Origin of the sequence: Streptomyces sp. NPDC059582 (assembly GCF_042735715.1) — a bacterium.
Taxonomy (GTDB): domain Bacteria; phylum Actinomycetota; class Actinomycetes; order Streptomycetales; family Streptomycetaceae; genus Streptomyces.
Genome location: NZ_JBHWCC010000014.1, coordinates 18,685 through 37,581 on the forward strand (window position 1 = coordinate 18,685; position 18,897 = coordinate 37,581).

The window sequence follows — 18,897 nt, forward strand, 5'->3', positions numbered from 1 at the left end:
ATTTACTTGAGTTACGCAACAAGATGGTAAAGTGCCGCGTATGCCCACGTCACCGCTTCCCGCCGCCCCCGCCGCCTCCCCGGAAGTGGTCGAGATCGAGCGGGCGCTCACCCGCATCACCTACCTGAGCACCCGGGCCCGGCAGCACGAGCGGCTCATGGCCCTGGCCGGGGTGCCGCTGGACCGGGCCGCGGTGGCGCTGCTGCGACAGGTCGCCGAATCCGACCCGCTGAGGCCGGGGGAGCTGGCCCACCGGCTGGGCGTGGAGGCCTCGCACGTCACCCGCACGGTGCAGCAGCTTCAGAAGTCCGGGTACGTCACCCGCGTACCTGATCCCGACGACGGCCGGGCGCAGCGGATCCAGCTGACCGACGCCGGCCGGCGGGCCGTCGCCCGGGTCCGGGAGGCCGGTGCCCGCGGGATGCAGCTGGCGCTCGCCGACTGGTCGCCGAAGGAGCTGCGCGAGCTCGCCACGCTGTTTCACCGCATGGTCGACGACTTCCTCTCGTACGCCGTCGACGACGAGGCCGATCAGTAGACCGCGACCCCGAGGGGCGCTGTCCGACCTCGCTGGGCCCCGCCGCTCTACCGTCGAGTAATATCGCGCGGCAGGTCGTCAGAGGAGGAACCGTGTCACGGTCCGAACGCTCGTCCCTGCTGCTCGCCGGTCTGTTGGCCACCGCGGGCACCGCCCACTTCGCCAGGCCACGCCAGTTCGATGCCACCGTGCCTCGCGCGCTGCCCGGCTCGCCCCGGACGTGGACGTACGCGAGCGGTGTCGCCGAACTGGCCCTCGCGGCCGGACTCGCGGTGCCACGGACCAGGCGCGTCGCCGCGCTGGCCGCCGCGGCGTTCTTCGTCGGCGTGTTCCCCGCGAACGTGAAGATGGCCGTCGACTGGCGCCACCGTCCCACCCCGCAGAAGGCCGCCGCCTTCGGCCGTCTGCCCCTTCAGGTGCCCCTCGTGCTGTGGGCCCGCAGCGTCGCCCGGAGTGCGGAGGGCCGGTCATGAGCACCCAGATCGAGGTCGGCACCCGGGTCGAGGACTTCTCGCTCCCGGACGAGACCGGCACCGTACGCAGCCTGTCCGAACTGCTCGCCGACGGACCTGTCGTGCTGTTCTTCTACCCGGCCGCCCTGACCGCCGGCTGCACCGCCGAGGCCTGCCACTTCCGCGACCTGGCCGCCGAGTTCGCCGCCGCGGGCGGGCGTCCGGTGGGCATCAGCGGCGACTCCGTCGACCGGCAGCAGGAGTTCGCCGGCCGCCATACGCTCGGCATGCCCCTGCTGTCCGACGCCGACGGCACGGTCCGGGAGCGGTTCGGTGTGAAGCGGGGGTTCTCGCTGGCGCCCACCAAGCGGGTCACCTTCGTCATCGCGCAGGACCGCACCGTCCTGGAGGTCGTGCGCAGCGAGCTGCGCATGAACACGCATGCCGACCGCGCTCTGGCCGCGCTGCGCGCCCACCGGGGCTAGTGCCGTGGCAGGCAGCGTTCGCCCGTGAAGGAGCGGCGTCCGGTGCGTGCTCTCGGCGGGCCGGCCGGACGTCCTCGTACTGGTCGTACGTGGGCTTTCGGCCGGTGCGGCGAGAGGAAGTGCCGGACGTCGCGACGGGGCGAACGTCGCCTGTTGTGGCACTAGGTGTGCTGTCCGGCCGGCCGGGCGGCCCGGAGGGTCGCTGATCGCTTCGGTGCCCGGTCGGCGCGGGTGAGCGGGGCCTGGCGCGGCGGGCCGCACGGCGGAGCGGCCGCACGGCCGGACACGACGCCCTCGTCCGTCGGGGGCGCCGTATCACCCTCCGTTCCCGCGCCGCACCGCCTTCCGCCGTGCGGCCGCACCGTCCCGCGCCTTGCGGCCGCACCCGTCCCGCGCCCTGCGCCGTATCGCCTTCCGCCCTGTGGCTTTCCGCCTTCCGCTCGCGGTCGCAGCACTCCCGCCGCGCTGCCGCACTCGCTTGCGTCGACCGGCCGGCCCCGTCACGCGTGGCGACGTGATCCGCCGGACCTGTCCCGGGTGCTTCCGGGCGCCTCGGGTTGCCCGGCGGGAAGCGGAGACGCCCGCGCTTGATGCGGTGGGACAATCGGATCATCCTGGATGATATGGAGCATGTCGCCGCCGTGGCGATCGTCGACGTCCGGGGTGTCGTGACCGCTTGGAGCGAGGGTGCCCGCGCGCTGACCGGCCATGCCGCCGACGAGGCCGTGGGCCGTCGGGCACGCGACCTGCTCGCCGAGGACGTCCCGGCCGGCTTCCCGCCCGCGCTGACCGGCACCGCCGTACTGCGGCACCGCGACGGCTCCACCGTCCTCCTCGACCTCACGGCCTGCCCCGTGCTGGGCACGGACGGCACGCCCGGCGGATACGTGATCACCGCCGAGCGCAACGGCGGACCGGGGCCCAGCCTTGCGGAGCAGGCCTTCCAGCAGGCGTCCATGTCGATGTCGATCTTCGACACCGAGCAGCGCTACCTCCGCGTCAACGAGGTGGCCTGCCAGGTGATGGGCATGCCCGAGGAGGCCCTGCTCGGGCGGCACCTCCTGGAGACCGTGGAGGACGTCGAGGAGAACCAGGGATTCCTGGACCATCTGCGCCAGGTCGCCGAGACCGGCCTGCCGGCCCGCTACCAGAGCTTCGCGGGCGCGCCCGCACTGAACCGGGAGCACGCCTGGAGCATCGAGATGTGGCCCGTGCGGGACCCCGCCGAGGAGCTGACCGGGGTCGCGCTCGTGGCGCTCGAGAGCACCGAGCAGTACTGGGCCCAGCGACGGCTGTCACTGCTGAACGAGGCGGCGGCCGGCATCGGCACCAGCCTGGACGTGGTGCGCACCGCCGAGGAACTCGTGGAGCTCCTGGTACCGAAGTACGCCGATTTCGCCAGCGTGGACCTGCTCGAATGGGTCCTCGGCGCGGACGAACCGCCGGGGGAGCCGGACGCGGACGACATCGTGCTGCGCCGGGTCGCCCACCGCTCGATCAACGACGGCACACCCGAGACGGCCGTGCACCTCGGCGAGGCGGACGTCTGCCCGCCGACCTGCCTGCAGGCGCGGGCCCTGCTGGAGGGGCGGGCGGTCCTCGGTCAGGCGGGCGAGCCGGAGTTCCTGAGCTGGCTGGAGCAGCGCAACGCCCGCGCACCCGCGGGACGCCCCTTCCGCCGGGGCGCCCACTCGATGCTCGCGGTGCCGCTGCGGGCCCGCGGCACCACGCTGGGCGTCGCGGTGGGCGTCCGGGTGGCCCACCCCGACCAGTACGCGTCCGACGACATCGTGTTCGCCGAGGAACTGGCCAGCAGGGCCGCCGTCTGCATCGACAACGCCCGCCGCTTCGCCCGCGAACGGGCGACCGCGCTCGCGCTCCAGCACAGCCTGCTGCCCCGCGGACTGCCCGGACAGGCGGCGGTCGAGGTGGCCCACCGCTACCTGCCCAGCGGGTCGCTCGCGGGCGTCGGCGGCGACTGGTTCGACGTGATCCCGCTGTCCGGCAGCCGGGTCGCCCTGGTCGTCGGCGACGTCGTGGGACACGGCATCCCGTCCTCGGCGACCATGGGGCGGCTGTGCATGGCCGTGCGTACCCTCGCCGACGTCGACCTCCCTCCGGACGAACTCCTCACCCATCTCGACGACCTGGTCACCCACCTGGCCACCGACGACGCCGACGACGATGTGGCCGAGCTCGGCGCCACCTGCCTCTACGCCGTCTACGACCCCGTCACGCGCCACCTCACCCTGGCGTCCGCCGGGCACCCGGCCCCCGCCGTCGTCCTGCCCGACGGCACCGCACACCTCATCGAGGCGGCCCCGGGACCCCCGCTCGGCGTCGGCGGCCTGCCCTTCGAGGCGACCGAGGTGGAGCTGCCCGAGGGCACGGTCGTCGCCCTCTACACGGACGGTCTGATCGAGGACCGCGACCGTGACGTCGACAGCGTCACCACCGAACTGTGCCGGGCGCTGACCGCTCGTACCGATACCCTCGACACCCTCTGCGACACCGTCCTGAAGGCCGTGCTCTCGGAGGAACCGAGCGACGACGTCGCCCTGCTGCTGGCCCGCACCCGCGCCCTGGGCGCGGACCAGGTCGCCACCTGGGACGTCCCGACCGACCCGGCGCAGGTGGCTGTCACCCGGCAGGACGTCGCCGACCAACTGACGGCCTGGGGCCTGGAGGAGACCGCCTTCGTCACCGAACTCGTCGTGAGCGAACTCGTCACCAACGCCATCCGGTACGGCGAACCGCCCATCCAGCTACGGCTGATCCGTGACCGCGCCCTCATCTGCGAGGTGTCCGACGGCAGTTCCACCTCCCCGCATCTGCGCCGCGCCCACGTCTTCGACGAGGGTGGGCGTGGTCTGCTGCTGGTGGCCCAGCTCACCCAGCGCTGGGGCAGCCGGCAGACCGGCAGCGGCAAGATCATCTGGGCCGAACAGCCGCTGCCGCCGGAGTGATCACTCGAACGGGCAGCCCGGGTTCGGCGCGTCCTCGGAGAACGGCGCACCGTGCGGCAGCACGTAGAGCACGTCGAGGACGACCGGGGTGTCTCCGAGGTTGCGGCCGATGTGCACGTTGCCGGACCCGGCCGGCTCCTGGATGGCGCTGCCCGCGCGGTAGACACCGTCCGACGCGCAGCCGGAGTCGAAGTGGCTGAGCGTGCCCTGCCGCACGAAGCCGTAGAGGGGCCCGTCGTGGTAGTGCCAGCCGGTGGCCTGGCCGGGCGGAATGGTGATCTCCCTGAGGACGTAGTCGGTGCCTCCGACGGTCCTCTGGGCGATCAGCCGGGCCGAGACCCCGGGGCCGCCCGGGGTGGCGTGGGCGGTGCCGCAGGCGAGGACGGTCGTTGCGGCGACCGCCCCGGTCACGAGGGTGCGGAACAGGGTGCGCATACGGAAGGCCTCCTGGGGTGCACGGTGAGCGACGGGCATGTCGCTGTGAACATAGAGGCCCAGACGGCCGGTTGGAGGCGGATTCCGCTGATCTCCGTCGGTGGTGCGGGGGGCGGCGGCCACGAGCGGTTCCCGTACCCGTACGACCGTGAGCCGTTCCCGTACCCGTACCCGTGCGACCGTGAGCCGTTCCCGTACCCGTGCGGCCACGAGCCGTTCCCGTACCCGTGCGGCCGTGAGCGGTTCCCGTACCGTCCGGCCCGGTCCGGGAACCGCTCGTGCCCGGCACGGAGTCAGAACTCCTCGTGCACCTCGGGGTCCCCGCCCAGACGCCGGTGCGGGTGGTCGGCGATGGCCGACATCTGGGCCGGCCCGAGTTCGAAGCCGAAGACGTCCAGGTTCTCCCCCTGGCGTTCGGGGCTGGCCGACTTGGGGATGGGAATCGCGCCGAGCTGGGTGTGCCAGCGCAGGACGACCTGCGCCGGGGTCACCCCGAAGGCCTTGGAGACGGTGACGATCACGGGGTCGTCCAGCAGTTGACGGCCGCGGCCCAGCGGACTCCAGCTCTCGGTTCGGATGCCCTTGCGCTCGTGGAAGGCGCGCAGGTCGTCCTGCGGGAACAGTGGATGCAGCTCGATCTGGTTGACGGCCGGGAGCACCCCGGTCCGCTCTTCGATGAGCTCGATGTGGTCGGCTGTGAAGTTGGAGACGCCGATCGAGCGGACCAGCCCCTCCTCACGGAGTTTGATCATGGCGCGCCAGGAGTCGACGTACTTGCCGACGCGGGGCAGCGGCCAGTGGATGAGGTACAGGTCCACATAGTCCAGCCCGAGGCGGGCGCGGGACTCCTCGAAGGAGGCGAGCGTCTCCTCGTAGCCGTGGTGCCGTCCCGGGAGCTTCGTCGTGACGACGATCTCCTCCCGCGGGATGTCGCCGGCCGCCACACCGCGGCCGACTCCGGTCTCGTTGCGGTAGTTCGTGGCCGTGTCGAAGAGCCGGTAGCCCAGCTCCAGCGCGTCGACCACCGCCCGCTCCGCCTGTGCGTCGTCCATCGGCCAGGTGCCCAGACCGAGGGCGGGGATCGTCCTGCCGTCGTTGAGCTCGTGCGTCGGAATGCTGATCACCGTCGGACCTTCCCTTGACTGCGTTCCGCGTCCAGCCTCGTGGACAGGGGCAGGAATGATCAACCGGGCGGACGGGGGACGAGGACCACGGCCATCGGGCGGCGGCCAGCGGCCAGCGGCCAGCGGACGGCACGGGCCGTGCCGCGGGCAGGCCGACGAGGAGGCCGGTCGCCAGGCCCGGCGTTCGCTGTCAGGCTCTGACCCGTAGGTGAAGGCGACGAACAGCGGAGTGCGCATGACGACGGACAGCCGTACGACGGACGAGGCGATGCGGCGCGCCGGGGTGGCGGTGACACCGGTCGCCGGGCACATCGGAGCCGAGATCGAGGGCGTCGACCTGGCGGCCGGCCCGGACGACGCGCAGGTGGCCGTGATCCGGGCGGCGGTGCTGCGGTGGAAGGTGGTGTTCTTCCGGGGGCAGCGACTCGACCACGCCGGGCACGTGGCGTTCGCGCGCCGGTTCGGCGAGCCGGTCGTGCCGGGCAGGCGGGGCGGCGCGTCACCGCCCGACTTCCCCGAGATCGAGACGACCGCCGACCGGCTGGAACTGGGCGGACGGTTCGGGATGGAGCACCAGGAGTGGCTGGAACGCCGCCGGCACACCCTGCTGCGCGGCTGGCACTGCGACCACGGCGCCCGCGTCGACCCGCCGGCCGCGACGATCCTGCGCGCCGAGACCGTGCCGCCCTACGGCGGCGACACCACCTGGTCGAACCTCGCGGCCGCGTACGCCGGACTGTCCGCGCCGGTCAAGGCGTTCGTCGACGGGCTGCGGGCCGAGCACCGGCTCGGCGTCGGCTACCAGCCACGTCCGGGCGACGACGCGTACGTCCGCCACCTGCTGGACCATCAGGTCGCCTCCGTGCACCCGCTGGTGCGCGTCCACCCGGAGACGGGCGAGCGGGTGCTGTACGTCAACGGCTACTACGTCGAGCAGATCGCCGGTGTGTCCCGCGCGGAGAGCCGGGCGCTGCTGGACATGCTCCTCGAACAGGCCGTCCGGCCCGAGTACACCGTCCGCTTCCGCTGGGAGCCGGGCAGCGTGGCCTTCTGGGACAACAGGGCCACGATCCATCTGGCGCCCGCTGACAACGCCCACCTCGGCTTCCCCCGGACCATGCACCGGGTGATGCTCACCGGTGACGTACCGGTCGGCGTGGACGGCAGGCCGTCGCGGCCGGTCGTCGGGACCGAGGCGGGCCGCTGGTGAATCAGCCGGTGGGGCCGGTGGCGGGCCGGCCGAGCGCGGGGCCGAGCCGGGTCGCGATGTCGGTGAGGATCTGCACGTAGTCCTCGTGCTCGAAGGTGAACGGCAGCGCGAACGCCACCTCGTCGACCTCGCGGAACGCGGCGTGCGTGTGCAGGCGTTCGGCGATCTCCTCGGAGGTGCCGACCAGGTCCGGCGCGAACATCAGGCGCGCCGGGCCCTGGGGCGCGGCGGTGCGGGGGGTGCGGGCCGCCGCGAACTCCTCGTACTTCGCGCGCTGTTCGGGGGTGGCGGAGTCGGTGGGGACGACCACCAGTCCCTGGGAGACCCGGGCGGCCTCGCCGTCGGGGTGGGCGGCCCGGAAGGCGCGGATGTGGGACAGCTGGATCTCGGCGAAGTCACCGGGCTCGGCCGGGTCCTCCGGCGCCTTGACGACGCTGCTCGTCAGCAGGTTCATGCCGTGCTCGCCGGCCCAGCGCGCCGAGCGCGTGCTGCCGCCGCCGTACCACAGGCGGCGGCCCAGCCCCGGGGACTGCGGCTGCACCCGGTCGGAGAACACCTCGAAGCCCTCGACGCCGCTGAAGTCCGTGACGGGCTTGCCACGCACGTGGTCCAGCAGCCGTTCCACCCGGTCGTAGCCGAAGTCCTCGGTGTCCGCGGTGTCCGGGTACAGCGCCCCCTTGACCTGGTCGTAGTGAATCGGCGGGCCGACGCTGACCCCCGGGTTGAGGCGGCCCCCGGACAGGATGTCGACCGTCGCCAGGTCCTCCGCGAGGCGCAGCGGGTTCTCCCAGCCCAACGGGATGACCGCCGTGCCCAGTTCGATCCGGCTGGTGCGCTGCGAGGCCGCCGCCAGGACGGCGACGGGGGAGGAGATGCCGTACTGGAGATGGCGGTGGCGGACCCATGCGCTGTCGAAGCCGAGCTGCTCGCCCAGCTCGATGATCTCCAGCGTGGACTCGTGCCCCCGGCGCGGGTCCGCCTCGTCGAACAGTCCGATGGTGAGGAAGCCCAGCTTGCGCAACGGGCGTGAGATGGGCGGCATGGGTTCCTCCGTCGTCCACGGCCCGGCGGGCCGTACCCCGGTCGTCTCTTCGCTCTGCCTCTTGATTGTCGCAGGTGGCCGCCGGAGCGGCCGGTCAGGCCAGCGGGATGACGACGTCGTCCTCCACCGGCGGGTCCGCCTCCTGGGCGCGGTTGCCGGTGGCCGCGAAGCAGCGCAGCCGGACCGTCTCCGGGGTGACGTCCAGCCGGAGGAAGCACTTGAAGAAGGGCGGGCTGTACGTCGCCGAACCCGGCGAGAACAGCTGGGTGTAGATCTTCCGTACGGGCAGGCGGAAGCGGGAGGTCCGGTCAGGGTCGCCGCCCGCGCCCAGGAGACTCGCGACCAGGCGGATGCGCCGGGTGACCCGGACGGACGGGCCCGTGGCACGGACCGGGGTGATGCCCAGCCGCTCGGCGAGCACGGCGGTCGCCTCGGCCTCGGTGAGGGTGAAGAAGCGGCGCAGGCGCAGGCGGCGGCCGTAGAGGCGGCTGTAGAAGGCGAGGGAGTCGCCGCGCAGCGGATAACAGCGGAAGTCCTGCTCGCCGACGTTCGCGACGCTGACGCGCGGAATGGTGTGCGTGGCGTGCATGAACGCCCCGCCGCCGCCCGAGACCACGTACTGGACGGTCCGGCCGTCCACGTCCACCGGATAGCGCTGGTAGTTGTGGATGTCGCCGCCTATCGCCGCCACGTAGTGATGACCGGGGTCGCGGACCACGTCGTCGACCGTGCCGCCGCCCTCGATCGGGCAGGGGTGGTGCTCGCCGTCCACGTACAGGGGCGAGCCCGTGACGAGGATCTTCGGGCGGGACCCCTGGGACACCTCGCGCAGCCACGCGCCCTGCTCGGCGTCGATGGTGCCCAGCAGACCGGTGTCGATGCCTATGATCCGTACCGGTCCGGCGTCGATCGCCCAGTACGGGCCGGGCTGGACGGCCTGTTGGTCGGGCGAGGACCGCAACTTCCTGGCCTCGTCCAGGTGCTGACCGTCCGCCGGACGCGGCCGGTGCCACAGCAGGTGCCGCAGCCAGGCCCGGGTGAGGGGGCGCGGGGCGGGCTCGGCGGGCAGGGGCGGGGCGTCGTCGCAGAAGACGCGCATGAACGCGCCGAGATCCTCGTACCAGTCGTGGTTGCCCGGAATCGCGTAGATCGGCGCGCGATAGTCCTGGTACGGCCGGAAGAACTTGCCGTTGTAGTCGTCGGCGCCGCCCACCGGATAGATCACGTCGCTGGCCAGGACGGTGAACCGGGTGTCCTGACCGGCCTTCAGAAATCCTGGCACGACGGCGTACTGGGGTGCGTCGCCCTCACCGGTGTCGCCGATCACCATGAAGGAGAACCGCTCCGGGTCGTCCCGCCGGATCACCTTGTCGGCGGGTGCCCCGGCCGCCGCCTGCTGAGCCGCCCAGCGGCCGCGGGTACGCCCCGTCGGATCGCCGAACCAGGAGGCCAGGATGCCGTTGCGGGCGGCCCACAGCGTCCTCGGGTTCAGCCACGACAGCTTCTCGACCTCCGCCGGCATGAGCTGCTGGTACGCACCGCGCTCGGTGGCGCCCCAGCCCGCGCCCTCGGCTGTGTCGCGTGAGGAGTCAGACATCGGTGCACCGTAGCAACGATCTCCGCACGGCCTGTCGGCGGCCCGCCCTGTCGCGCGGCTCGGACGTCCGGCGTCCGGCCGGCCGGACAGTCCTGACAAGTCCGTTTCCCGACGGGGTAGTTCCGGCCGAGATCACCGCGCACGGACGCAGTTGTCGTGCGGCGCCGGTCCGATCTCCCGGCCGAGCGCCGACGGGGGGCCTCCGGGCACCCGCCCGTACCCCCGGGCGCCCGGCACACCTTTGCGTGTCCGTGCCTACGCCGGACCGTGCCGTGTCCGCTCCCGGTCGGGCTGTTTCCGCCGCCGTCCGGCTGGGCGTGCCGCGGTCCGCGACCGGGGCTGTCCGTCGGCCGCCGGGCGGGCCGGCCGCGCCCAGCCGGCGCGCCGCGGGCCGCTCGCACCGGAGGCGGTCGCGGCTCGCGGCGGAGCGGAGTCGCGGTTCCACTCGCCCTCGCCGAGGACGAGAAGCGGGTCGAACACCACCACCACCGCTGCCAGCAGCAGGAAGATGACCGGCCCGATGAGCATCGGCAGCAGCAGCGAGGTGGCCGCGTCACCGGCCCGGGCGTCCGTGGTGCCGTGCAGATGGACGCTGACGGAGGCCATGGCCGTGTAGTGCATGCCGGACACGGCCACGCCCATCACCAGGCTGGCCCCGAGGCTGGCCAGGAAGCCACGGATCGTGACGGCGGCCCACAGGGCGGCGGTCGCGGCGGCGATCGCGATCAGCACGGAGAGGGAGACGGTCCACGAGGCGTACCGGATCGTCCCGTTGACGTGGATCGCCGCCATGCCCAGATAGTGCATCGCGGCGATGCCGAGCCCGGTGACCACCCCGGCGACGGCCAGCGCGACCCGGCCCGCGCCCCGGTGGCCGACGATGAACACTCCCGCGCCGACCACCACCACGGCCACGACGAGGCTCAGCACGGTGAGCGTGACGTCGTATCCGATCCGGGTCTCCTCGACCTGGAAACCGATCATCGCGATGAAGTGCATCGTCCAGATACCGCAGCCGATCGACGCGGCCCCGAGTGCCAGCCACCCCGACCTCCACCACTGGGTGTCGAGCAGTGACCGGACGGTGCAGCGCAAGCCGAGCGCACCGCCCAGGCAGGCCATCAGATAGGCGGCGACCGGGGTCACGATCCCGTAGCGGAAACCGTCGACCGTGCCTTGCATCCTGCCAACTCCCCCCAGAGCAACGGCTGTTGTGGAGGCAGGTCTACGTGTAAAGGCCGGGTGGGGCAATGCTTCGTCCCGAGTCTTCGGTTAACTCTTGACTACTTCTCCTTCGCTCGTGCCACAAAGGGCTGAATTCCGGTCAACATCTTCCGGGCGCTCCGGCGAGTACATGTAGGGGTCACGCGCGCAGAGGGATAACCCTCGATTGCCCCGGACCTGGCTGACATGGCTTGGTCAAGCCTGTCATTCTCGCCACTGTCGCTGCACACGACCGGCACCGCCCCTCCACGCAGCAACGGTCCCGCACAGCTCGGCTCGTCCCGGACAGCACACCCGTCTGCCCGGTCTGTCATCGGCCGCACCCCGCGGTCGCAGCAGTAGGAGAACGAGTGAGACGCATCCCCCGCAAGCGGACCGCGGTAGGAGCAGCCCTGCTCTCCACCGCCGCCTTCCTCGCCGTCGGCATCCCGTCCGTTCCGGCGTCGGCACAGCCTGCTTCCCCCCACCCCAGCCCCCTGCGCGCCGGTGGCCTGCCGGCCGATCTCACCCCGGCCCAGCACACGGCACTCATCAAGAGCGCCGCGCGGCAGACCACCCTGACCGCGCAGAGCCTCGGCCTCGGCGCCAAGGAGAAGCTGGTCGTCAAGGACGTCGTCAAGGACAACGACGGCACCGTCCACACGCGGTACGAGCGCACCTACGACGGTCTCCCGGTCCTCGGCGGCGACCTCGTCGTGCACACGCCGCCGGCCTCGCAGGGCTCCGGCACGGTCAGCACCACCTTCAACAACAAGCGCACCGTGAAGGTGGCCTCGACCGCCGCGACCTTCACCAAGGCGGCGGCCGAGACCAAGGCCCTGAAGGCGGCCAAGTCCCTCGACGCGCAGCAGCCCGCCACGGACAGCGCCCGCAAGGTGATCTGGGCCGCCGACGGCACCCCGAAGCTCGCCTGGGAGACCGTGGTCAGCGGACTCCAGGACGACGGCACGCCCAGCCGCCTGCACGTCGTCACCGACGCCACCACCGGCGAGGAGCTCGGCCGCTTCCAGGACGTCAAGACCGGCACCGGCAACACCCAGTACAGCGGTTCGGTCACCCTGAACACCACGCTGTCGGGCTCGACGTACCAGCTGTACGACACGACCCGCGGCGGTCACAAGACGTACAGCCTCAACAACGGGACCTCTGGCACCGGCACGCTGATGACGGACGCCGACGACGTCTGGGGTACCGGCACCGGCTCCAACACCCAGACCGCCGGTGCGGACGCCGCCTACGGCGCCCAGATGACCTGGGACTTCTACAAGAACACCTTCGGTCGCAGCGGCATCAAGAACGACGGCGTCGCCGCCTACTCCCGCGTCCACTACAGCTCGGCGTACGTCAACGCCTTCTGGGACGACGACTGCTTCTGCATGACCTACGGCGACGGTTCCGGCGGCACCCACGCGCTGACCTCGCTCGACGTCGCCGGCCACGAGATGAGCCACGGCGTCACCTCCAACACCGCGGGCCTGAACTACACGGGTGAGTCCGGCGGTCTGAACGAGGCCACCTCCGACATCTTCGGTACCGGCGTGGAGTTCTACGCCAACAACAGCAGCGACGTCGGTGACTACCTCATCGGCGAGAAGATCAACATCAACGGCGACGGCACGCCGCTGCGTTACATGGACGAGCCGGACAAGGACGGCGGCTCCGCCGACAGCTGGTACTCCGGCGTCGGCAACCTGGACGTCCACTACTCCTCGGGCCCGGCCAACCACATGTTCTACCTGCTCTCCGAGGGCAGCGGCACCAAGACCATCAACGGCGTCACCTACAACAGCCCGACCTCCGACGGTGTCGCCGTCGCGGGCATCGGCCGGGCCGCCGCGCTCCAGATCTGGTACAAGGCGCTGACGACGTACATGACGTCCAGCACCAACTACGCGGCCGCGCGCACCGCCGCGCTGAACGCCGCGACGGCGCTGTACGGCGCGAGCTCCACCCAGTACGCGGGTGTCGCGAACGCGTTCGCCGGCATCAACGTCGGCAGTCACGTCACCCCGCCGACCAGCGGTGTGACCGTCACCAACCCGGGCAGCCGGACCTCCACCGTCGGCACCGCGGTGACCCTTCAGATCTCGGCCAGCAGCACCAACGCCGGCGCCCTGACGTACGCCGCGAGCGGGCTGCCCACCGGGCTGTCGATCAACAGCTCCACCGGCGCGATCACCGGGACCCCGACCACCGCCGGGACGTACAGCACCACGGTGACCGTCACGGACAGCACCGGGGCGACCGGCACGGCGTCCTTCACCTGGACCGTCAGTTCCTCCGGTGGCGGCACCTGCACCTCGGCGCAACTGCTCGGCAACGCGGGCTTCGAGTCCGGCAACACGACCTGGACCGCGACCAGCGGCGTCATCACCAACTCCAGCAGCCAGGCGGCCCACGGCGGTTCGTACAAGGGCTGGCTGGACGGCTACGGCTCCACGCACACCGACACGCTGTCGCAGTCGGTGTCCATCCCCAGCGGCTGCAAGGCCTCCTTCACCTTCTACCTGCACATCGACTCCGCGGAGACCACCACCAGCACCCAGTACGACAAACTGACGGTCACCGCCGGTTCGACCACGCTGGCGACGTACTCCAACCTCAACAAGGCCACGGGGTACAGCCAGAAGACCTTCGACCTGTCCTCGTTCGCCGGCACCACCGTCACCCTCAAGTTCAGCGGTGTCGAGGACTCCTCCCTCCAGACCAGCTTCGTCGTGGATGACACCGCCGTGACGACCAGCTGACCGTTCCCTGTGGAAACGGCATCCCGCACCCGGGCTCCCTCCGGGTGCGGGATGCGGTCGTTCAGCTCAGCGGGTCCAGGGTCAGGTAGGCCTGCTGAGGGTTGCCGTCGTGGACCAGCGACTCCTGGTTGCCGACGTCGTCGAAGGCGAACGCGTACGCCTTGCCGTCGGCCATCTGGGCGTGGATGGCACGGGCGTAGTGGTTGGTCACGGCGTCCCGGTAGAAGTTGGCCGTCGTGGTGTCCGGCTGGTTCGGATTGACCAGCAGGGTCGAGCGGTTGAAGCCCGCGCACAGCGTGCGCGAGATCGGGCCGCGTACGAGGTCGTTGGGGGCGTCCAGCAGCTTGTGGCAGCCGAAGACGCTGGACGCGTCCGGCTTCTGGAAGCTGGTGACGACCGCGCCGGAGCTGTTGGTGAAGTTCATGACGTTGCCCGACACCCGGCCGAAGTAGCGGGTGTTCGGCTGGTCGGTGAACGGTGTCACCGTGAGTGTCGTCGTCGTGTACTTCTGCCAGACCCGGTTGATGTAGTCGTTCAGCACGGACGCCGGAAGCGCTCCGGTCTCCAGTCCGTATCCGGGGGAGAGCGCCCGCAGGACGGTCCCGTCGGACCGCGTCTGGATCAGACCGGCCCAGCCGCCGGGCTGGGACCGCAGGGTGTTGAAGACCCCGTTGTATCCACCGGACTTGAGGTGTCCGGTGGTGCCGACGCTGCCGTCGGCCCGCTGGACGCCCACGGCGTAGGGCGCGGAGAACATGTCGACCTGGGTGCTGTTGAGCCACAGACCGGAGTCGTTGAGCGTGTACTCCGACCAGTTGAAGAGGATGGAGCGGTTGGGGTCGGTCGGGTTCTGCACGGCCGGCTGCACCAGGCCGCCGGTCGTGAGCCGGAATACGAGTTTCTGTCCGTAGGAGAAGTAGATCCGGCCCGAGAACTTCGGCATCCGGATGGTCTTGGACTGCCCGGCCGCCGGGCCCGTGATGGACGCGTCGGGCGCGGGGGTCGGCGGATTGCCGCCGGCCGGCCAGGCGTGGAACGTGCCGTTCTCGTCCGCCCAGCCCTGCTGGCCGGTCGTCAGGAGCGTGCCGAGGTTGTACACGTAGACCGGCTCGCCGCGGCCGGAGTTGTTGGTCACCTTGAGCGGGATCGTGGTGGGCACCGCGGCCTCGGCCGGCGCGCCGAGCGTGAGCAGCGCGCCGACGAGAGCGGCCACCGCGGCCGCCGCGCCCCATCGGGACATGAGCTTTCCGAACACTCTCCACCTCCGTGCGGGTACAGCTGTGGGGTTGGTCCGTACCAGTTCTTGAGAGCGCTCTCAAAGTTGCACTCGGTCGCGTTCATGTCAATAAGAAGCGCGCGGCTGCCCGCCGCGGTCCGGGCCCCGGTACCGGAAGGCGCCGCCGGCGCCCCGGGCCGCGGCCAGGACCCGGTGGGCCGGGTGGACCAGACGGGCCGGAAGGTGTCGCCGCGGTCCGGCCGCCCGCCGGGATCAGAAGGTGCGGGCCAGCAGATCCAGCAGCGCCGCCCAGTGCCGCTCGTCGCCCTCCTTCTGGTACGAGGCGGTGTCGGCCTGGGTGTAACCGTGCTGAGCGCCGGGGTAGACCTCGCAGCGGTGGCGGACACCGGCCGCGGTCAGCGCGTCCTCCAGGCGCCTCATCTGCTCCTCGGGCAGGGACGGGTCGTCGTCCGCGTGGCCGAAGTACAGCTCGGCGGTGATGTGTTCGGCCGCCAGGTGCGGGCTGTCGGGCGCGTCGGTGGCCAGTTGCCCGCCGTGGAAACCGGCCGCGGCCGCCACCCGCTCCGGGTAGGCCCCGGCGGTGCGCAGCGCCAGCCGGGCACCCATGCAGTAGCCGGTGACCGCGACCGGCCCGTCGGCCACCAGCGGGCTGTCGGCCAGCCACCGCAGATAGGCGCCCGCGTCCCGCAGGGCGCGCTCCGGGGTCAGCTCCTGCATGACCGGGCCGATCTGCCCCCAGACGTCGGGGCGCGAGTCGAGGTCGATGAACTCGGGAAGGTCGAAGACCGGTGTCCGCCCGTGCCGGTAGAAGACGTTGGGCACCAGGACCGTGTATCCGGCCGCCGCGAGCCGGTCGGCCATCGACCTCAGGTGCGGACGGATTCCGAACGCGTCCTGATAGAACAGCACGCCGGGGTGGGGGAGTTCGTCGGCGGGGCGGGCCAGGTAGGCGTCGGCGGTGCCGTCCTCGGTGGGGATGTCCACGACTGTGCCCTGTACGGAGGTCATGGGTGGGGGTGCCTCTCTGTGCGGTCGACGACGAGGGGACGTCGGCCCGGCGGGCCGGGTCGCGATCATGGTTGCACGTGCCGGCCGGCCGGCCGTGAACGGCCCCGGCGGCACGCGACTGCGTGCCCGGCCTCACTCGAACCGCGTGACGTCACCCGCCCCGCGCCGTACGATCTCCGCCTCGCCGCTGGAGAAGTCGACGACCGTGGTCGGCTCGGTGCCGCAGTCCCCGGAGTCCACCACCCCGTCCAGCACATGGTCGAGCCGGTCCTTGATCTCCCAGCCCTGCGTCAGCGGTTCCTCCTCGTCCGGCAGCAGCAGCGTGCTGGACAGCAGCGGTTCGCCGAGCTCGGCGAGCAGGGCCTGGGTGACGACATGGTCGGGGATGCGCACGCCGACGGTCTTCTTCTTCGGGTGCTGCAACATGCGGGGCACCTCCTTCGTCGCCGGGAGGATGAAGGTGTAGCTGCCCGGGGTCGACGCCTTGACCGCCCGGAACACGTCGTTGTCCACCCGGACGAACTGGCCGAGCTGCGCGAAGTCCTGGCACACGAGGGTGAAGTGGTGCCGGTCGTCCAGCTGGCGGATGGACCGGATGCGGTCGATGCCGTCGCGGCTGCCCAGCCGGCAGCCCAGCGCGTAGCAGGAGTCGGTCGGATACGCGATCAGCGCCCCCGCGCGGACGCTCTCGGCGACCTGGGCGATGGTGCGCGGCTGCGGGTTCTCGGGGTGCACGTCGTAGTACTTCGCCATTCGACGAGCTTATGCCGACGCGGGCGGGGACGCCGCGCGGCCCCGCGCCGACGCCGGTCAGGCCCGGCGGCGTACTCACCCTGTTGGCATAGGTGAGGCGCGGCCCTCATCCAGCGCCTCGGTGCCCGCGTCACCCTGCCGCTGCACACGGTCGTCATGGGCGTCACCCGGCCTTCGCCGACATGCCCGCACAGCTCGGAAGGCCCTGGTGGAGGGCAGCGGACAGGCCTTCATGAACGGCGTGCACACCGCCGCCGTGGTGAGCGGCGCGCCCTGCCCCGCGCGAGCCGCCCTCGCCGCGGCCGGGGTGCGCAGCCCCGCGGTGGCGCCCCCGTACCGGCCGAGGGCACACCGCGACAGGCTCCGCCCCGGCAGCCGCCGGCACGGGCGGAGCCGTCCGGCCCGGTGTGGGGTAACGTCCCCGACCAGGAAAGCGGAGGTCAAGGGCAGGAAGGCGGCGAGGCCGACATGACGGGCGGCGACACCTCGACCTGGGCGGAGGAGCTCCTCGGCCATCTACGCCCCACCGGGCGCGACGTCCGCAAGGTCGTCGCCTGGCTCGCCGACGCGGTGGACGCGACCGTGTCCCTGCGGGACGACACCGGCACTGTGCTCGCCGGGCCGCCCACCCCTCTCGACGAGTTCCCGGCCGCCGACAACATCGTCGCCGGGCGCATCGCCTCCGCCGCCTGGGAGGGCCAGGGCCGCCATGTGCGGCTCGTCAGGGTCGAACTCCAGCGGCGGACGTCGGTCGGCCTGTTGACGGTGGAGCGTGCCGCCCCCTTCGACCGCCGTGCCTCCGACATCGTCACCCACACCGCGGCCGTCCTCGAAGTCCTGCTCCGGGCCCGCGAGACGACCACGACCGGACGCCGGCTCAAGCGCGCCGCCGCCGATCTGCGGCTGGCCATCCTGCAACTGCTCATGGTGGAGGACACCGTCTCCGCGCGCCGGGTCGCCGCGGGACTCTGGCCCGGCCTGCTCGACACCGACAGCGCCAGCGTCTACGTCGTCGAGGGCTGCCCCGAGGAGCGCGACGAACTCGCCGAGCAGTGCCTGGACGTGACCGCGGAAGCGGCCCTGGTGGTCCGCTGCCCCGCTGTGGACGCCCACCTCATCGTCGTCACACCCCAGGAGGTCACGGGCGCGGAACTGCGGGCACTCGTCATCGGCCGTCCCGGCACCTACCTCGGCGGCAGCACCCGGCAGAGCCTCGCGCGCATCGCCACCGCCTACGGGCAGGCCGTCAGCGCCCTCGCGGTGGCCCGCTTCCGCCCGGACAAGGCGGCGGTGTACGCCGAACGCACCCACCCCGAACGCCTGATGGACCCGGCCGTCCTGCGGACCTGGACATCGGCGCTGCTGCGCCCGCTCGACGCGCTGCCCCACCACACCCGCGCGGAACTGCTCGCGACCACCCGGCTCGGCCTGGAGTTCACGGCCGTCAGCGCGGCCAAGATCCTCGGCGTCAGCCGCAACACCGTCCGTGCCCGGATGGAGCGCGTGGAGTCCCTGCTGGACACCGACTTCTCCGCACTCACCGTACGGGCCGCCGTCCATCTGGCGCTGAACACCCAGGTCGGCCTGCCCGCCGACGGCACCACTCCGCGCGCGGCCCGCGCCGGCCTCCGGGACCTGCTCGCCGGGCCCCCGATGGGCGCCTGGGCGCACGACCTCCTGGGCCGTCTGAACACCGATCCCCGCGACCTGCGCCGCACCCTGCGCGCCTGGCTGGCCGCCGGGGGCAACGCCGAACGGGCCGCGCAGCTCGTCGGCGTCCACCCACAGACGGTCCGGGACCACGTCCGCAGCGCGGAACCCGTCCTCGAACGCCGACTGCTGACGGCGGGGAGCGACCTGTACGAGGTCGTGCTGGCCCATCTGGCGACCGGAGACCTCGATCGTCCTGCCCTCGACCCCGCTCATCGGCCGGACATAGAGGATCATCCGGACTCACCTGTGCACGAGTGAGTCCCACGGGCCGCGCACCGGGCACGCGCGCGATTCACAACCGCTGCGCCGTCCACATAGGTTCGGGGGACCGCCGGGGCACGACCGGAACGGGGGACCGATCGTGCC

15 protein-coding genes are annotated in these 18,897 nt (G+C 71.9%); 7 read left to right on the forward strand and 8 right to left on the reverse strand.

Annotated features, from left to right (window positions below; translation table 11 throughout):
* Nucleotides 1–40 precede the first annotated feature (40 nt).
* From ACFV0T_RS14860 to ACFV0T_RS14875, 4 genes are all read left to right on the forward strand, one after another.
* Nucleotides 41–538: a MarR family winged helix-turn-helix transcriptional regulator gene (locus ACFV0T_RS14860; RefSeq protein ID WP_385778394.1), complete on the forward strand. Its 498-nt coding sequence runs from the start codon at nucleotides 41–43 to the stop codon at nucleotides 536–538.
* Nucleotides 539–630: 92 nt separating this feature from the next.
* Nucleotides 631–1,011, forward strand: a complete 381-nt coding sequence (locus tag ACFV0T_RS14865; protein ID WP_385778396.1) for a DoxX family protein — start codon at nucleotides 631–633, stop codon at nucleotides 1,009–1,011.
* Nucleotides 1,008–1,475: a peroxiredoxin gene (locus ACFV0T_RS14870; protein WP_385778398.1), complete on the forward strand. Its 468-nt coding sequence runs from the start codon at nucleotides 1,008–1,010 to the stop codon at nucleotides 1,473–1,475. Before ACFV0T_RS14865 ends, ACFV0T_RS14870 begins: the two co-directional genes overlap by 4 nt.
* A 623-nt stretch (nucleotides 1,476–2,098) precedes the next feature.
* A complete protein-coding gene (locus ACFV0T_RS14875; protein WP_385778400.1) occupies nucleotides 2,099–4,441 on the forward strand; it encodes a SpoIIE family protein phosphatase in 2,343 nt (780 codons plus the stop codon).
* Here ACFV0T_RS14875 and ACFV0T_RS14880 read toward each other — a convergent pair whose 3' ends face one another.
* Together ACFV0T_RS14880 and ACFV0T_RS14885 are read right to left on the reverse strand one after the other, a co-directional pair.
* Nucleotides 4,442–4,876 carry a cupin domain-containing protein gene (locus ACFV0T_RS14880; protein ID WP_385778580.1) on the reverse strand — a complete coding sequence of 145 codons (435 nt, stop codon included), beginning with the start codon at nucleotides 4,874–4,876 and terminating at the stop codon, nucleotides 4,442–4,444. It abuts the gene before it with no gap.
* 293 nt (nucleotides 4,877–5,169) lie between these two features.
* Nucleotides 5,170–6,000: an aldo/keto reductase gene (locus tag ACFV0T_RS14885; RefSeq protein WP_385778402.1), complete on the reverse strand. Its 831-nt coding sequence runs from the start codon at nucleotides 5,998–6,000 to the stop codon at nucleotides 5,170–5,172.
* 235 nt (nucleotides 6,001–6,235) lie between these two features.
* On the opposite strand from ACFV0T_RS14885, the gene ACFV0T_RS14890 reads away from it, so the two are divergent.
* Complete coding sequence (locus ACFV0T_RS14890) at nucleotides 6,236–7,210, forward strand: TauD/TfdA dioxygenase family protein (protein ID WP_385778404.1); 975 nt, start codon at nucleotides 6,236–6,238, stop codon at nucleotides 7,208–7,210.
* Between the two features lies 1 nt (nucleotide 7,211).
* Here ACFV0T_RS14890 and ACFV0T_RS14895 read toward each other — a convergent pair whose 3' ends face one another.
* From ACFV0T_RS14895 to ACFV0T_RS14905, 3 genes are all read right to left on the reverse strand, one after another.
* Complete coding sequence (locus tag ACFV0T_RS14895; RefSeq protein ID WP_385778406.1) at nucleotides 7,212–8,252, reverse strand: LLM class flavin-dependent oxidoreductase; 1,041 nt, start codon at nucleotides 8,250–8,252, stop codon at nucleotides 7,212–7,214.
* Nucleotides 8,253–8,346: 94 nt separating this feature from the next.
* Nucleotides 8,347–9,849 carry a metallophosphoesterase family protein gene (locus tag ACFV0T_RS14900; protein ID WP_385778408.1) on the reverse strand — a complete coding sequence of 501 codons (1,503 nt, stop codon included), beginning with the start codon at nucleotides 9,847–9,849 and terminating at the stop codon, nucleotides 8,347–8,349.
* 255 nt (nucleotides 9,850–10,104) lie between these two features.
* On the reverse strand, nucleotides 10,105–11,031 hold the full coding sequence (locus tag ACFV0T_RS14905) for an MHYT domain-containing protein (RefSeq protein ID WP_385778410.1): 927 nt from the start codon (nucleotides 11,029–11,031) through the stop codon (nucleotides 10,105–10,107).
* 392 nt (nucleotides 11,032–11,423) lie between these two features.
* On the opposite strand from ACFV0T_RS14905, the gene ACFV0T_RS14910 reads away from it, so the two are divergent.
* Complete coding sequence (locus ACFV0T_RS14910; protein WP_385778412.1) at nucleotides 11,424–13,820, forward strand: M4 family metallopeptidase; 2,397 nt, start codon at nucleotides 11,424–11,426, stop codon at nucleotides 13,818–13,820.
* Between the two features lie 61 nt (nucleotides 13,821–13,881).
* Here ACFV0T_RS14910 and ACFV0T_RS14915 read toward each other — a convergent pair whose 3' ends face one another.
* The 3 genes from ACFV0T_RS14915 to ACFV0T_RS14925 form a co-directional block, all read right to left on the reverse strand.
* Complete coding sequence (locus ACFV0T_RS14915; RefSeq protein ID WP_385778414.1) at nucleotides 13,882–15,060, reverse strand: glycoside hydrolase family 64 protein; 1,179 nt, start codon at nucleotides 15,058–15,060, stop codon at nucleotides 13,882–13,884.
* A gap of 249 nt (nucleotides 15,061–15,309) precedes the next feature.
* Nucleotides 15,310–16,065 (reverse strand): dienelactone hydrolase family protein, encoded by a 756-nt coding sequence (locus ACFV0T_RS14920; RefSeq protein ID WP_385778416.1) that lies wholly within the window; start codon nucleotides 16,063–16,065, stop codon nucleotides 15,310–15,312.
* A gap of 132 nt (nucleotides 16,066–16,197) precedes the next feature.
* Nucleotides 16,198–16,818: an L-threonylcarbamoyladenylate synthase gene (locus ACFV0T_RS14925; RefSeq protein ID WP_385778418.1), complete on the reverse strand. Its 621-nt coding sequence runs from the start codon at nucleotides 16,816–16,818 to the stop codon at nucleotides 16,198–16,200.
* A gap of 468 nt (nucleotides 16,819–17,286) precedes the next feature.
* Here ACFV0T_RS14925 and ACFV0T_RS14930 point away from each other — a divergent pair, with 468 nt between their 5' ends.
* A complete protein-coding gene (locus ACFV0T_RS14930; protein ID WP_385778420.1) occupies nucleotides 17,287–18,789 on the forward strand; it encodes a helix-turn-helix domain-containing protein in 1,503 nt (500 codons plus the stop codon).
* The last annotated feature ends 108 nt before the right edge of the window (nucleotides 18,790–18,897 follow it).

Bases quoted from the DNA above. Each gene is read 5' to 3' on its own strand.
- ACFV0T_RS14860 (WP_385778394.1), top strand. From the start codon at position 41: ATGCCCACGTCACCGCTTCCCGCCGCCCCCGCCGCCTCCCCGGAAGTG.
- ACFV0T_RS14905 (WP_385778410.1), bottom strand. From the start codon at position 11,031: ATGCAAGGCACGGTCGACGGTTTCCGCTACGGGATCGTGACCCCGGTC.
- ACFV0T_RS14930 (WP_385778420.1), top strand. From the start codon at position 17,287: ATGACGGGCGGCGACACCTCGACCTGGGCGGAGGAGCTCCTCGGCCAT.
- ACFV0T_RS14870 (WP_385778398.1), top strand. From the start codon at position 1,008: ATGAGCACCCAGATCGAGGTCGGCACCCGGGTCGAGGACTTCTCGCTC.
- ACFV0T_RS14915 (WP_385778414.1), bottom strand. From the start codon at position 15,060: ATGTCCCGATGGGGCGCGGCGGCCGCGGTGGCCGCTCTCGTCGGCGCG.
- ACFV0T_RS14925 (WP_385778418.1), bottom strand. From the start codon at position 16,818: ATGGCGAAGTACTACGACGTGCACCCCGAGAACCCGCAGCCGCGCACC.
- ACFV0T_RS14880 (WP_385778580.1), bottom strand. From the start codon at position 4,876: ATGCGCACCCTGTTCCGCACCCTCGTGACCGGGGCGGTCGCCGCAACG.
- ACFV0T_RS14875 (WP_385778400.1), top strand. From the start codon at position 2,099: ATGGAGCATGTCGCCGCCGTGGCGATCGTCGACGTCCGGGGTGTCGTG.
- ACFV0T_RS14895 (WP_385778406.1), bottom strand. From the start codon at position 8,252: ATGCCGCCCATCTCACGCCCGTTGCGCAAGCTGGGCTTCCTCACCATC.
- ACFV0T_RS14920 (WP_385778416.1), bottom strand. From the start codon at position 16,065: ATGACCTCCGTACAGGGCACAGTCGTGGACATCCCCACCGAGGACGGC.
- ACFV0T_RS14890 (WP_385778404.1), top strand. From the start codon at position 6,236: ATGACGACGGACAGCCGTACGACGGACGAGGCGATGCGGCGCGCCGGG.
- ACFV0T_RS14900 (WP_385778408.1), bottom strand. From the start codon at position 9,849: ATGTCTGACTCCTCACGCGACACAGCCGAGGGCGCGGGCTGGGGCGCC.